Source organism: Shinella sp. (assembly GCF_035998705.1).
GTDB lineage: Bacteria > Pseudomonadota > Alphaproteobacteria > Rhizobiales > Rhizobiaceae > Shinella.
In genome coordinates this window covers 182,954-197,431 of record NZ_DASYHH010000021.1, presented here as the reverse complement: position 1 = coordinate 197,431, position 14,478 = coordinate 182,954, and the positions used below count along the sequence as shown (strand labels likewise).

Sequence of the window (14,478 nt, the reverse complement as noted above, 5' to 3'; positions counted from 1 at the left end):
CATATTGTTGTATGCGATATCCTCTTGGTAAATAATCGATGGAGCGGGACATGGCGGCAATTCCGAAGACGGCGAACGAGGACCTGCGTGCTGGCGAGGCGGCGGGCGACGAGATCACCCGCCTTGCCGAGCGCCACCTGGTGCAGCCTTGGCCGATGTCGGGCTCGATCGGTGCCGAGGCACGCGGGCGAATCGAGTCGGGCGAGGGCATCTATGTGACGGATGCCAGCGGCAGAAAGCTGATCGACGGGCCTGCCGGCATGTGGTGCGTCAATGCCGGGCACCGCAACAAGGAATTGGCCGACGTCATGGCGTCGCAGGCCATGGAGCTATCCTACAATTCGCCCTGGTACACGACGAACACACCCTCTGCTGTGCTCTCTGCCCGACTCGCCGAGCACGCGCCCGACGGCGTCGACCACGTTTTCTACACGACGGGCGGTTCCTCGGCGGTGGAGACGGCGCTGCGCTTCATGCAGTTCGCCAACAATGTGAAGGGGCGGCCGGAGAAGAAGCTGATCGTCTCCCGGCAGGGCGGCTATCACGGTTCGACCTATCTCTCCGCCTCGCTCAACGGCCGGCCGCGCGACCACGACTGGATGGACAGCGCGTCGGATCTCGTCGTCAAACTCTCCTGCCCGGACCCGTTCCGCCGGCCGGAAGGCATTACGGAAGAGGCGTTCTGCGACTTCCTCGTTGAGGAATTCCGGCAGGTCATAGAAGAGAAGGGGGCCGAAACTATCGGCGCCTTCATTGCCGAGCCCGTCATGGCCTCTGGCGGCGTCATCGTGCCGCCCGCGGGATACCTCAAGCGCATGCACGCGCTTTGCCGGGCCAACGACATCCTCTTCATCGCCGACGAGGTAGTGACGGCCTTCGGGCGCCTCGGCCATGTCTTCGCGTCGAAGGATGTTTTCGATATCGAGCCGGACATGATCACCTTCGCCAAGGGCGTCACCTCCGGTTATTTCCCGCTCGGCGGCGTGATGATCGCAGGCCGGCTGTTCGAGGAGTTGCGCCGTTCGAACCATTCGGAGGCGATGTTTGCGCACGGGCTCACCTATTCCAGCCATCCGGTCGGCTGCGCCGTGGCGCTGAAGAACCTCGACATCCTGGAAGGCGGCCTTTTGGCGCATGCACGGGCGGTGTCGGATCATTTCCAGAAGAGCCTGAAGGCGCTGGAAGACCTGCCGCTGGTCGGCGAAGTGCGCGGTCTCGGCCTCATGGCCTGCGTCGAATGCGTCGCCGACCGGGTCAGCAACAATCCGCTGACGCTCGATCTCGAAGTGGGAAAACGCATCGACCGGCATTGCCAGGAACTCGGCCTTCTGGTGCGCCCGCTCATCAGCATGTGCGTGATGTCGCCGCCGCTCACCATCTCGACAGCGCAGATCGACGACATGGCTTCGATCCTGCGCCGCGGCATCGAACTCACCATGGACGACCTGACCCGCGAAGGGCTCTGGAAGGGCTGAGCCCTTCCGGACAAGACCCTGTTTGGACCGACATTCCCCGGTCCAAACGTTTGAGGCCCGCGAAAGCGGGCCTCTTTTTCATGTCGGTGGTTTAGCGGCTTTCGGCGAGGCCGGCATTGACCTCCGCCATCGCCGTCTCTTCCGGCGCCTCCTTCAGCGTCACCACCGGCAGCACCTTGCGAATGTGGTCGTGGTGGGTGCGCACGCCATATTCGAGGTCGGAGAGGTAGAAGCCGGCAAAGGCGTTCGAGGTCATCGCCTCGTTCGACCAGACGGTGAGCTGCACGTCCTCGGACTGCGTGTCGCGATCGATGCGGTAGGCGAGGTAGCGGGCGAGGCGCTGGGCGCGGTCCTCGTCGCGGTAGCGGTAGATGCCGCCGCGCAGCAACGTCCTGCCGACGCCGATGGGGAATTCCTGGTAGAACTGCATGGTCTCCGGCGTCACCGCGATGACGCAGTTCGGGAACAGGCCGAAATAGATCCAGGCCTTGCGCAGCCGTTCGGGAAGCCGCGGGTTGTCCTGCGATATCCTGACGTAGTTGCGCACGCTCCAGCGCCGGCCGGCATGGGGATTGTAGGTGGCGAAGGACCGGCAGAGGCCGTCGACGAAGGGCTCGTCGTAATAGGTCGAGCCATAGAGGTCCTGAAGGGCCGGGTGGGCCATGGCGACATGGTAGCCCTCGTTGTCGACGTCGCGCACGGACTTCCAGTTGACCGGACTTTCCTGCGTCCAGATACCGCCGGTGGGCACCATCTCCTCGGAACGGTAATGCGAAAGTTCGTCCTCGAAGGGCTTCATCAGCTCGGCGACGGAGGGCTGCGGGCCGGGCGCGAAGCGGATGAAGACGAAACCCATCCAGATCTCGCATTCGAGCGATTTCAGCGCGAACTCGTCCTTGTCGAGCGGCGGGAAACTGCGGGGGCGCGCGGCGCCGCGCAAGGTGCCGTCGAGATTGTAGACCCAGCCGTGGAAGGGACAGACAAGCGCGTTGCGGCACGTGCCCGTCTCGTCGGCGACGAGGCGCGAGCCGCGGTGGCGGCAGATATTGTGGAAGGCGCGCACGGTGCCGTCCTGCCCGCGCAGGATGAGCGCGCGCTCGCCGACGACGTCCATGGCAAGGTAGTTGCCGGGCTCGGGAATGTCGGAGACGTGGCAGGCGATCTGCCAGTGCTCGCGGAAAACATGCTGCTTCTCCAGCTCGAGAAGGGCGGGGCTGTGATAACACCAGCCCGGAAGTCCGCTCCTGTCCCAGTCGTTCGGAACGTTGATATCGCGGATCATCTCGTTCATGTCGCTCCCCTTATTTTGCTGAACGTTCATTCAATATAAGCACGATTTCCGTTTAAAAGGAATAGCTTGCGACGAGCTGTTGTTTTTGAATCAGGAAAAAGCCGGTCGCGGCGCGGCCGAGGAGGGGCGGATTTTCGGCTAAAACCACGTCGGTGCCGCAGCTTAACGGCAGATTTTCACGCGCGTTACCGGTCGAGTTCCGGGTAGTAGCGTTCCATGTAGCTGGGCCTGAGTTTCTCGCCGATCATGCAGTCGGCGCTCTGGCCGGCGGCGCGGATCACGCGGGCGGGCGGCTCGGCGCCGCTGACTTCGAGGATCAGCTTGCGGCGGATGGCGATGGCGAAATCCTCCGGCTCCTGCACCGGCAGCACGAAGGCGCCCGGGCCGCCGATGACGCAGTTCGAATAATAGTCGTCGAGCGAGCCGTAGGCGGCCGAGGGGCGGATCATGATGGCGAGGCCGTTGATGATAATGCCGAGCGCGGTGGCGGCATCGCGGGCCGGCGTCACGGGCGGTCCGAAATTGTTCGGGCCGTCGCCGGAGACATCGATGACGCGGCGCATGCCGGAATAGCCGTTTCCATCGAAGAGTTTCGCGCCGTAGACGATGGCGCCGGAGATCGACGTGCCGCGGCGCGTGGCGATCGGGCGGGCCTCCAGTTGGGCTGCAAAGGCGTTGGCGTCTTCCGGCCCGGAGATGATCTGCCAGGGCAGGTGGGAACTGTCGCGGATCGTGCCGGCCCATTCGAAATAGCTGATGGCGATGCGGCCGGTCAGGCCGTCGCGCACGGCATTGACGAAATCGGGATGTCTGAGCGCATCGACATAGCCGGCGCGCTGCACCTGCGCTTCCTCCAGGTCCATCGAGCCGGAGACGTCGACCGCAAGCACCAGCTCCACGTCGACCTCCTGGTCGGAGGCGGCGGCGATTTCGGCGCCGGCCGTCAGGCTCATCAGCAAGGCAAGCACTGTCAGCATGGCCATCACCTATGTGCATATCCCGGACGGCAAATGTATCACGAACCGCGCAAGGAAAGGACGGGCGCAGTTCAAATATCGGTGATGCCGGCGAATAGCCGCCGGCCCGCGACCGTCAGATTGCTGTTCCGGCGATTTTCGGACGCCGGGAACGGGACTTGCCTTCGGGCGGAGAAAGCAGATCGAGATGGGCTTCAAGGATATTTTCAGCACGCTTCGCAACAGGATGTTCGGCCGGGCGGAGCGCGCGCCGGCGGAGCCGCTTTCGCCGCAGGAGCTGCTGGTCCGCGACTACGATCTCTATCTCGTCGACCTCTATGACGAGCTCCCGGACCTCGTTCCGCAGCGCGACGCCATGCGGATCGCCTGGGGCAACGGCGATTTCGAGGCCTACCAGCGCGCCTTCGAGGCCGCACGGGCCGGCGGCGTGATCGCTCAAAGCGGCCGGCCGCATTATTCCCTGGTGAAGGACTGGTTCTTCGAACCCTTCCTGGAGCTGCCGGACGAGGAGGCGCCGGCGCATGAGGAGATGCTCAAGCCGTTCCGGGCGTTCTTCCAGCGCAGCCCGTCGCCGTTTTCCGCCGCCACCTATGCCGATGCACTGCGCGTAACCGCCTTCGCGCGGCGCGGCACCGCCTATGGACGCTTCGTGCGGCCGGAGCAGTGGAAGAGCTACGAGGAGCTTTTGAAGGAAGCGGACGAGGTGCTCGACAGCCATCCGGACCCGGAGAATTTCAGCTGGCGGATGAGCGACTACCGCCGCGCGGCGAACGAGGGCAGTTTCGACATCTTCAAGGCGCGTTTCGAGCGGGCCTGGCTGCTCGACCGCTACAATGTCGATCTCTGCCGGGCGCATGCCCGCATGATCATGCCGCGCTGGCTCGGCCGCGACGCGCAGGACCTCGAAAACTTCGCCCGGCGGGCGGTGGAGCTGACCCGGGAGTGCTTCGGCCTCGGCTTCTATGCGCTGATCCAGCAGGCGAACACCGATGTCGGCGATCACGAGCTTGCCGATACGCTCTGCGATCCGGCCCTCGTCAAGCAGGGCTTCGAAGACCTGCTTGCCCGCTTCCCGGCACCGAGCGTGATGAACCTTTACGCCGACATGCTCGAATGGATGGGGGATACCGAGGCGCTTGCCGATCTTCTGGAGACCCGCTTTCGGGTGATGGTGCCGCAGATCTGGTATGGCGAGACGCGGGGCGAGAAGATTTCCTACATCTTCGATACGCTGCTGGAAGCCGCGGACGTGCTGGAACAGCGCCGCGCCCGCAAACGCGCTTGAACACTCAAAGCGCCATCAGCTCGTGGATCGCCATGCGCTTGTAGGCCTCGACCAGACGGTCGCCCTCCGCCCGCGCGACCGAGACGGAAAGGCGCATGGTCGCCTCACCGAGATGCATGACGAGAAGAGCGGTCGCCTCGATCTTTTGCGGATCGGCCTGAGGCCGCAGCGCCGTCAGCCGGGCGGCGAGCAGCGCGCCGTTGCGCCGGCTTTCCTCGACCTCCATGGCCCGCAACGCCCCATCCGCCTGCACCGCCGACCAGATGTCGCGGATGACGGGTTCGGCGAGGAAGATCGCGTAGTAGGTATCGATCAGGCTGGCGAAGGCGGTGCCGAGTTCGTCCATGCTTTCGACCGTGGCGAGGCCTTCGGCGATGCAGGCGCGGCTATCCTCGTTGCAGCGTTCGGCGAGCGCATGCACGACGGCGCTCTTGTCGGGAAAATACTGGTAGAGCGAGCCGATCGAGATGCCCGTGCGCTGGGCGAGCTCGCTCATGCGCAGCGCGTCGCTCCCCGTTTCGGCGATCATCTCCGTCGCATTGGCAAGGATGGCGTCCACCCGCTCGCGGCTGCGTTTCTGGGTCGGCGCGCGACGCATCTGCGTTTCGCTCGGCTCTCGTTCCACCGTCTGCTCCAAAGGCTCGCATAATCGCGCTTGACAAATACGAGGATTCCTCACATTTTGCAAACATGAGTGATGCTCACATTTTGGAGGGCGGAGACATGACGAACAAGCGCATTCTGCTTCTGGGTGGCGAAGGCAAGACGGGGCGGCCGATCGCCGAAAGATTGCGGGAGAAGGGTTATGCGGTGCGGGTCGCCTCGCGCTCGGCGGACATCCCGTTCGACTGGCGCGATGCGTCCGGCTGGCCGGCGGTGCTGGCGGATGTGGATGCGCTCTACATCGCCTATCAGCCGGACCTCGCGGTGCCGGGCTCGGACGACGATATCCGCCGGCTTTCCCGCCTTGCCGCCGAGGCCGGCGTCCAGCGCATCGTGCTGCTTTCCGGCCGCGGCGAGGATGCGGCGGAGGCGAGCGAGGCGGCGATGAAGGAAGCGGGCATCCCGTGGACCGTGCTGCGCGGCAGCTGGTTCTTCCAGAATTTCAGCGAAGGCCTGTTTGCCGAACAGATACTGGCGGGCGAGCTGGTGCTGCCCTCCAGCACGGTCCGCGAGCCCTTCGTCGATACGCGCGACATTGCCGACATGGCGGTGGCGGCGCTGACGGAGGAGGGGCATGCCGGCAGGACCTATGAACTGACCGGCTCGCGGCTGATGACCTTTCGTGAGGCACTGGCGGAATTTTCCGCGGCGGGCGGGCGCGCGGTCGCCTATACGCCGGTCACCGTCGCGGCCTATGCCGGCATCCTGCGGGAGGCGGGCGTTGCGGAGGATGTCATCTGGCTCGTCACCTACCTGTTCGGCTCGGTGCTCGACGGGCGGAACGAATCTCTGAGGACCGATGTCGAGCAGGTGCTCGGCCGCCCGCCGCGCGATTTTGCCGATTTCGCCCGCGACGTCGCGGCAACCGGTTTCTGGAGGACCTGATCATGGCAAGCGTTTTCCCTATCCTGACCTTTTTCGCCATCCTTGCGGCAGCGCTCAATGCCGGCCTGTTCTTCATCTTTTCCGTCTGCATCATGGCCGCCTTCGCGCGCCTGACGCCGGCGGAAGGGGCGGCGGCGATGAACGCCATCAATGTCGTTATCCTGAACCCCTGGTTTGCCACGGCCTTCTTCGGCGCGGCGGTTTTGTCGCTCGCACTCGTCATCATCGGCTTCCTGCAGGGCGGGGCCGGCGGGCTCATGGCCTTGGCTGGCGGCGTGGTCTTCCTCGTTGCGGTCATCGGCGTGACGATGGTCTTCAACGTGCCGCTCAACGATGCGCTCGCCGCGGCCCCCGCCGGCAGCCCGGAACAGGCGGCCCTCTGGCAGCGCTATCTCGACGTCTGGACGCCATGGAACCATGTGCGCACGCTCGGCTCGCTCGCCGCCGTCGGGCTTTTCGCGCTCGCCTTCCGGCAGGGTGTGCCGCTCGGCTGAGGCCGGGCTGGCGCTCGCCCCCTCGGCCTGCTAGCTCTTGCATCAGAGACCGCCGGAGCCGACCTTGCAGGACATTACCGACCTTTCCGCCCTTGCCCTTTCCGCCGCCATCGCCGAGCGCAGGCTCGACTGCCGAAGCGTCATGGCGGCCTACCTTTCCCGCATCGCGGCGATCAATCCGCGCATCAACGCCATCGTCAGCCTCCGCCCGACGGAAGAGCTGCTGGCCGAGGCGGACGAGGCCGACCGGGCGCTCGCGGCGGGAGAGTATCGCGGCTGGCTGCATGGCCTGCCCTTCGCGGTGAAGGATCTGTCCGAGGCGAAGGGCATCCTCTGCTCCTTCGGCTCAAAGAACTACGCGGATTTCGTGCCGGACTATGACGACATCCATGTCGAGCGCATCCGGGCGGCCGGGGCCATCGTGATCGGCAAGACCAACGCGCCGGAAATGGGCCTCGGCTCGCACAGCTACAATCCGGTCTTCGGTGTCACGCGCAACCCTTACGATACGGGCAAGAGCGCTGGCGGTTCTTCCGGCGGTGCGGCGGCGGCGCTTGCGGCGCGGATGCTGCCGGTGGCCGACGGCAGCGACATGATGGGCTCGCTGCGCAATCCCGCCGGTTTCAACAATGTCGTCGGCTTCCGCCCGTCCTTCGGCCGCGTGCCCTCGCTCGGCAACGAGCTTTTCCTCGGCCAGCTCGCCGTCAACGGGCCGATGGGGCGCAGCGTCGCCGATGTCGCGGCCCTTCTCGCGACGCAGGCGGGGCACGATCCGCGCGATCCGCTGTCGCTGGTCGACGAGGACCTCTCGCTGGACGGGAGCCGCGATCTCTCCGGCGCCCGGATAGGCTGGCTCGGCGATTTCGGCGGTTACCTGCCGTTCGAGCCGGGCGTGCTGGAGCTTTGCCGCGGGACGCTCGACGTCTTTCGCCGGCTCGGCTGCACGGTGGAAGAGGTCGCGCCGGGCTTCGACATGGCGCGGCTGTGGCAGACCTGGCGCACGCTGCGCCATTTCCTCGTCGCCGGCGGGCAGGCTGCCGACTACGATGATCCGGCGCGGCGCGCGAACATGAAGCCGGAGATGATCTGGGAGATCGAGAACGGCCGCGGGCTTTCGGCGACCGAGGTCTATGCGGCGTCGCTCGGCCGCAGCGACTGGCATCGCTACGTCTCGGGCCTCTTCGAAACCTACGATTTCCTCGTCCTGCCCTCGGCCCAGGTTTTTCCGTTCGATGCCGAGCTGGACTGGCCGAAAGCGATCGACGGGCGGGCGATGGACACCTATCACCGCTGGATGGAGGTGGTCATCGGCCCGACGCTCGCCGGCCTTCCCGTCGCCGCCATGCCGGCCGGTTTCGGGGCAAACGGCCTGCCTGCGGGCATCCAGATCATCGGCCGCGCGCGGGCCGATCGCGACGTGCTGGCGGCCGCCGCGGCCTATGAAAAGGCCACCGACTGGCTCGCCCGGCCTCCCCGGTTCTAGCGATACGGACGGTAAGGACACGCCATCGCCGCATTCTCGTGAGAGGCAGCCTTGCCGGGCGGTGAGGACACCCCGGCGGATTCCTTCAAAAACGTGAGGCGCCGTAAAGGAATTGCTTACCATATTTCGTCATTCTTTGCTCGTTCGGCAGAGTTCCGGGACGCGTGGTCCCGATGCCCGCCGCCAGCGTAAAGGCCCTCGGACTGTCTGTTCCGCGGCCGCGTCGAGTAACGAGTATCGGGTAACGAGTATCATGGCGTCTGTGTACAGTTCCGCGCGTTCCGCGTCGAAATCCCGTCGGGGCCGTTCCGCGGGCATCCTTCTCAGCACATTGCTTGCCTGCGGCGTCATCGCCGGGTCCGCCTGGGCCGTCGTCTCGACGCTCGGCGCCATGCACGAGGCGGCAACGTCGCTTTCCGACGGCAAGAAGGCCATTGCCGGCACGCTCCACATCAAGACCGCGGCAAAAGAAAAGGCCGCCGACCGGGTGGTGAAGATCGCGAAATTCTCGCGGCTCTCGCAGCCCTCGGAAAGCGAGCTTCGCCAGAAGCAGCTGACCGCCGAGGCGATCCAGGTGGCGCACCAGCGCAAGATCTCGGTCCAGCTCGCCTCCGCCGTGAAGCGTGAAAAGGCGAAGGCGGCGTTGATCGAGGCGGCCTATGCCCGCGCCGAGCGCTCCGTCGAACAGGAAAAGGCGATCACCGGCCAGCCGGCCATGGTGACCGCGCTCGTCGAAGACACGTCTGCGCGCAAGGACATCCAGCCCTTCGGCCTCGTCATGCAGAAGCCGCAGACGGAAGAGGACAACATCCTCAGCCAGATCCCGCTGCCGGAAGCCAAGCCCGCGCTCGAGACGGTCGCCATCGAAAAGCCGGTGGTGGAAGAAAAGCCGGTCGCGCGCAACAAGCGCGAAACGGCGAAGGACAAGGACAAGGACAAGGAAGAGATCGCCTACGCCAAGCCCGAGCGCTCGCTGTTCGGCGACCTGTTCAAGGGCAAGGGCGGCAGCAGCAATGGCACGGGCTGGCTCGGCAAGGGCACGCGGGTCGCGATCTACGACGTCTCCAACGCAACGGTCTACATGCCCGACGGCACGAAGCTTCGCGCCCATTCCGGCATCGGCAAGATGCGCGACAATCCGCGCTACGAGCATGTCAAGATGAACGGGCCGACGCCGGCCGGCATCTACCGCCTGAAGATGCGCGAGCGGCGCTTCCACGGCGTAGAGGCGATCCGCATGACCTCGATCGACGGGCGTGACCCGAAGAACCGCACGGGCCTCTTGACGCATACCAACCTCCTGCGCAACCAGAAGGGCTCGCACGGCTGCGTCGCCTTCCAGAACTACGAGCCGTTCCTCAACGCCTTCAAGCGCGGGCATATCACCATGATGGTCGTGGTGCCGGAATTGCCCTCGTCGCGCACCCAGCTTGCCGCGCTCTACCGTAAGGCCGGCGCCTGACATCTTTCGCGTGAACCCTGAAACCGGCGCCCTTGGTGCCGGTTTTTTGCATTTTTCGGCCGGGCGCGGAGATTTCCTCCAAATGTTGTGAGCAATAACCATTTGGTTTAGCAAATGCTAAGAATTTCGGGTCAAATTTAACCAACTTCTTTTGATGGCTAGGTTTGCCTAGGCCACATCGACGTGGGGACCCAGACGTGACTGCCTTCGATTTCGGATTGAATTCCCGCTCCGTGCTTGCCGCGATGAACCGCTCCCAGGCGATCATCGAATTCGACATGACCGGCAGGATTCTGCACGCCAACGAGAATTTCCTGCAGGCCGTCGGCTATGAGCTTTCGGAGGTCGTCGGCCAGCATCACCGCATCTTCGTCGATCCGGCGGAGGCGGCATCCCCCGAATACGCGGCGTTCTGGGCGCGGCTTGCCGAGGGGCATTTCGACCAGCGCCAGTACAAGCGCGTCGCCAAGGGCGGCCGCGAGATCTGGATCGAGGCGTCCTACAATCCCGTCTTCCGCGGCAGGAAGCCCTATAAGGTGGTGAAGTTCGCCACCGACATCACGGCCATGAAGCGCAAAGCCATGGAGGACGAGGGCAAGCTCTCCGCGCTGAGCCGGGCGCAGGCGATCATCGAATTCACGCCGAAGGGCGACATCCTCGGCGCCAACGAGAATTTTCTCGCCACGCTCGGCTACGACCTCTCCGAGATCGTCGGGCGCCATCACGCGATGTTCTGCGCGCCCGAATATGTGGCAAGTGCCGCCTACAAGGAGTTTTGGGCGCGGCTTGCCGAAGGCAAGTTCGTCTCCGACCAGTTCACCCGCATCGCCAAGGGCGGCGGCAAGATCCACATCCAGGCGTCCTACAACCCCATCCTCGATGCCAGTGGCAAGGTGTTCAAGGTGGTGAAATTCGCGACGGACGTGACGGAGCGCGTGCGGGCGATCGAGGAGATCGGCGCGGGTCTCGGCCGGCTTGCCGAATGCAACATCCGCGTCACGATCGACCGCCAGTTCATCGGCGAGTTCGAATCGCTGCGCCGCGATTTCAACGGCTCGATCGGCGCCTTCCAGGAAACCCTGTCGAAGGTGCTGGACCAGACGCAGATCCTCAACCGCAGCGGCCAGGAGATGCGCATGGGGGCGGAGGAGCTTTCGGAGCGCACCCGCCAGCAGGCGGTGGCGCTCGAGGAGACCGCGGCTGCGCTGACGCAGATGACCGTCGCCGTGCGCTCCTCCACTGATCGCACGCGGGAGACCCGCAAGCTCGTCCAGGATGCGCGCGCCTCCGCCAACACGTCCGCCAATGTCGTGCAGGACACGGTCAGCGCCATGCAGCGCATCGAATCCGCGTCGAGCGAAATCGGCCAGATCATCGGCGTGATCGACGAGATCGCCTTCCAGACCAACCTGCTCGCGCTCAACGCCGGGGTCGAAGCGGCGCGCGCGGGCGACGCGGGCAGGGGCTTTGCGGTCGTTGCGCAGGAAGTGCGCGAGCTTGCCCAGCGCTCGGCCAAGGCCGCCCGCGAGATCAAGACGCTGATCACCAATTCCAGCAGCGAGGTGCGCGAAGGCGTGCGGCTTGTCGGCGAGACCGGCCGGGCGCTCAAGGAGATCGGCAATTTCGTCGAAGAGATCGACCACAATGTCGATGCGATCGCGACCTCCGCCGCCGAACAGGCAAATGGTCTCGAAGAGATCAGCGCGGCGGTGACCGATGTCGACCGCATCACGCAGGACAATGCGGCGATGGTGGAGCGCACGACCTCGACCAGCCAGACGCTTGCCGAGGGCGCGACGACGCTGACGGAACTGGTGAACCGCTTCCAGCTCAACCGCCGCGACCATCAGCGCGACCAGGACCGCGAAATCTGGACGCCGGCGCAACGCGCGGCACGCCTCGGCCATATGCGGAAGGCATCCTGATTTTTGGAAAGCGGGGCCGTTCGGCGGCCCCGTCAGATCTGTTCGACGAAACCGTCCAGCACGCGTTTCTGTCCGGCACGGTCGAAATCGATCGTCAGCTTGTTGCCCTCGATCGCCGCGACATTGCCGTTGCCGAATTTCAGGTGGAAGACCCGGTCGCCGACGGAGAATTTCGACGGTTCGCTCGTGGTCGATTTCGCCACCAGTTCGCCATCGATCATACGCGAGCGCGGGCCGCTCTCGCCATAACCGATGCGCTCGACCGCGTGGCCGGAGCGTGAGCCCCAGTTGTCGCGCGTGGCTTCCGTGCGGTTCGCCTGGGCGCGGCGCCAGCCGGGCGTCGAATAGGCATTCTGGAACGGCTCCTGCTTGTCGAAGCGCGACTGGCCGTAGCCGCCGCGGCCGTAACCGCCATAGGACTGTTCCACCTCGGCCACTTCCACATGCGCTTCCGGCAGTTCGTCGAGGAAGCGGGAGGGGAGCGTCGATTGCCAGAGGCCGTGGATGCGGCGGTTCGAGACGAACCAGATGTGGCAACGGCGCTTGGCGCGCGTGATGCCGACATAGGCGAGGCGGCGTTCTTCCTCGAGACCCGAGCGGCCACCCTCGTCGAGCGCGCGCTGGTGCGGGAACAGGCCTTCCTCCCAGCCGGGCAGGAAGACGGTCTCGAATTCGAGGCCCTTGGCCGAGTGCAGCGTCATGATCGAGACGGCGTCGAGCTCCGCGTTCTGCTCGGCATCCATGACGAGCGAGACGTGGTCGAGGAAGCCGCGCATGGACTCGAACGCTTCCATCGAGCGGATCAGTTCCTTGAGGTTGTCGAGGCGCCCCGGGCCTTCCGCCGATTTGTCCGCCTGCCACATGGCTGTATAGCCGCTCTCGTCGAGGATCTGCTCGGCAAGCTCGGTGTGCGGCATGGTCTCCAAGAGCGTCTGCCAGCGGCGGAAATCGGTGACGACGTCGAACAGCGCCTTGCGCGCCTTCGGCTTCAATTCGTCGGTCTCGATGATGTCGGATGCGGCGGCGAGCATCGGGATGTCGCGGGCGCGCGCATAATCATGCAGGTTGCGGATCGTCGTGTCGCCGAGGCCGCGCTTCGGCGTGTTGACGATGCGCTCGAAGGCGAGGTCGTCGGCGGGCTGGCTGACCAGGCGGAAATAGGCCATGGCATCGCGGATTTCGAGCCGCTCGTAGAACCGCGGGCCGCCGATGACGCGGTAGTTGATGCCGAGCGTGACGAAACGATCTTCGAATTCACGCATCTGGAAGGAGGCGCGCACCAGGATCGCCATGTCGTTGAGCTTGTGTTTCTGGCGCTGGAGCTGCTCGATCTCCTCGCCGACGGCGCGCGCCTCTTCTTCCGAATCCCAGGCCGCATGCACGACGACCTTGTCGTCCTCGGGATCGTGCCGGTCGGTGAAGAGCGTCTTGCCGAGCCGGTCCTCGTTATGCGCAATGAGGTGGCCGGCAGCGCCGAGGATATGGGCGGTCGAGCGGTAGTTGCGCTCCAGCTTGACGACGCGGGCGCCCGGAAAATCCTTCTCAAAGCGGAGAATGTTGTCCACCTCCGCGCCGCGCCAGCCGTAGATCGACTGGTCGTCGTCGCCGACGCAGCAGACATTCTGCGGCGTGCCCTTCGGGCGCTGGGCGAGCAGGCGCAGCCACATATACTGGGCGGTGTTGGTGTCCTGATACTCGTCGACGAGGATGTAGCGGAATTTCTGGTGGTATTCGGCCAGCACGTCCGGATTGGCGCGGAACATCCGGATCGGGTGCAGCAGCAGGTCGCCGAAATCGCAGGCGTTCAGCGTCTTCAGGCGGTTCTGGTAGGCGATGTAGAGTTCGCGGCCCTTGCCATTGGCGAAAGCGCGGGCGTCGCCCTCCGGGATCTGTGCCGGGTCGAGGCCCTTGTTCTTCCAGCCGTCGATCATGCCGGCGAACTGCTTTGCCGGCCAGCGCTTGTCGTCGATGCCCTCGGCCTGGATGATCTGCTTGATCAGCCGCACGACGTCGTCGGTGTCGAGGATGGAGAAATCGGAGCGCAGGCCGACCAGTTCGGCATGGCGGCGCAGCAGCTTCACGCCGATCGAGTGGAAGGTGCCGAGCCAGGGCATGCCTTCGACGGCGCCGCCGACGAGGAGGCCGATGCGTTCCTTCATCTCGCGCGCGGCCTTGTTGGTGAAGGTCACGGCCAGCATCTGGCTGGGGAAGGCGCGGCCGGTCGCGAGGATATGGGCGATGCGGGTGGTCAAGACGCGCGTCTTGCCGGTGCCGGCGCCGGCGAGCACCAGCAGGGGGCCGTCGAGCGTTTCCACCGCCTCGCGCTGTTCCGGATTGAGGCCGGAGAGGTAGTCCGGCGCGCGACCGAGGTCTCTCGCGGCCATCGCACGCGCGGCGATGCCACCAGCCGGCTTTTCCTTTGGCGCGGCGGGCTTTTCGGAAAGCTGCGGGTCCTCATCGAAGAAGGGAATGTCGTCGTAACCGCTGATCATGCGGTTCAATGTAGTGATTCGGGCTCGAAAGACCAGATTTCCGTTC

11 protein-coding genes are annotated in these 14,478 nt (G+C 65.1%); 7 read left to right on the top strand and 4 right to left on the bottom strand.

Annotated features, from left to right (window positions below):
* Positions 1–50: 50 nt before the first annotated feature.
* Positions 51–1,475 (top strand): aminotransferase, encoded by a 1,425-nt coding sequence (locus VGN93_RS16430; protein ID WP_327508281.1) that lies wholly within the window; start codon positions 51–53, stop codon positions 1,473–1,475.
* Positions 1,476–1,566: 91 nt separating this feature from the next.
* Here the strand turns inward: VGN93_RS16430 and VGN93_RS16425 are convergent, their stop codons facing one another.
* Together VGN93_RS16425 and VGN93_RS16420 are read right to left on the bottom strand one after the other, a co-directional pair.
* On the bottom strand, positions 1,567–2,766 hold the full coding sequence (locus VGN93_RS16425) for an aromatic ring-hydroxylating dioxygenase subunit alpha (protein ID WP_327508280.1): 1,200 nt from the start codon (positions 2,764–2,766) through the stop codon (positions 1,567–1,569).
* Positions 2,767–2,951: 185 nt separating this feature from the next.
* Complete coding sequence (locus VGN93_RS16420; RefSeq protein ID WP_319317596.1) at positions 2,952–3,743, bottom strand: DUF1194 domain-containing protein; 792 nt, start codon at positions 3,741–3,743, stop codon at positions 2,952–2,954.
* Between the two features lie 187 nt (positions 3,744–3,930).
* Between VGN93_RS16420 and VGN93_RS16415 the strand changes: the two genes are divergently transcribed.
* Positions 3,931–5,028: a hypothetical protein gene (locus VGN93_RS16415; RefSeq protein ID WP_327508279.1), complete on the top strand. Its 1,098-nt coding sequence runs from the start codon at positions 3,931–3,933 to the stop codon at positions 5,026–5,028.
* Between the two features lie 4 nt (positions 5,029–5,032).
* Here the strand turns inward: VGN93_RS16415 and VGN93_RS16410 are convergent, their stop codons facing one another.
* Positions 5,033–5,653 carry a TetR/AcrR family transcriptional regulator gene (locus VGN93_RS16410; protein ID WP_414714098.1) on the bottom strand — a complete coding sequence of 207 codons (621 nt, stop codon included), beginning with the start codon at positions 5,651–5,653 and terminating at the stop codon, positions 5,033–5,035.
* A 98-nt stretch (positions 5,654–5,751) separates the two neighbouring features.
* Between VGN93_RS16410 and VGN93_RS16405 the strand changes: the two genes are divergently transcribed.
* The 5 genes from VGN93_RS16405 (at position 5,752) to VGN93_RS16385 (ending at position 11,940) form a co-directional block, all read left to right on the top strand.
* On the top strand, positions 5,752–6,576 hold the full coding sequence (locus tag VGN93_RS16405; protein WP_327508278.1) for an NmrA family transcriptional regulator: 825 nt from the start codon (positions 5,752–5,754) through the stop codon (positions 6,574–6,576).
* A gap of 2 nt (positions 6,577–6,578) precedes the next feature.
* Positions 6,579–7,070 carry a DUF1772 domain-containing protein gene (locus tag VGN93_RS16400; RefSeq protein WP_327508277.1) on the top strand — a complete coding sequence of 164 codons (492 nt, stop codon included), beginning with the start codon at positions 6,579–6,581 and terminating at the stop codon, positions 7,068–7,070.
* A gap of 64 nt (positions 7,071–7,134) precedes the next feature.
* Positions 7,135–8,553, top strand: coding sequence for an amidase (locus VGN93_RS16395; RefSeq protein WP_327508276.1), 1,419 nt, complete (start codon positions 7,135–7,137; stop codon positions 8,551–8,553).
* Positions 8,554–8,806: 253 nt separating this feature from the next.
* Positions 8,807–10,015, top strand: coding sequence for a DUF2778 domain-containing protein (locus VGN93_RS16390; protein ID WP_327508275.1), 1,209 nt, complete (start codon positions 8,807–8,809; stop codon positions 10,013–10,015).
* A gap of 245 nt (positions 10,016–10,260) precedes the next feature.
* Positions 10,261–11,940, top strand: coding sequence for a PAS domain-containing methyl-accepting chemotaxis protein (locus VGN93_RS16385; protein ID WP_327508316.1), 1,680 nt, complete (start codon positions 10,261–10,263; stop codon positions 11,938–11,940).
* A gap of 32 nt (positions 11,941–11,972) precedes the next feature.
* Here VGN93_RS16385 and VGN93_RS16380 read toward each other — a convergent pair whose 3' ends face one another.
* A complete protein-coding gene (locus VGN93_RS16380; RefSeq protein WP_327508315.1) occupies positions 11,973–14,432 on the bottom strand; it encodes an ATP-dependent helicase in 2,460 nt (819 codons plus the stop codon).
* Between the last annotated feature and the right edge of the window lie 46 nt (positions 14,433–14,478).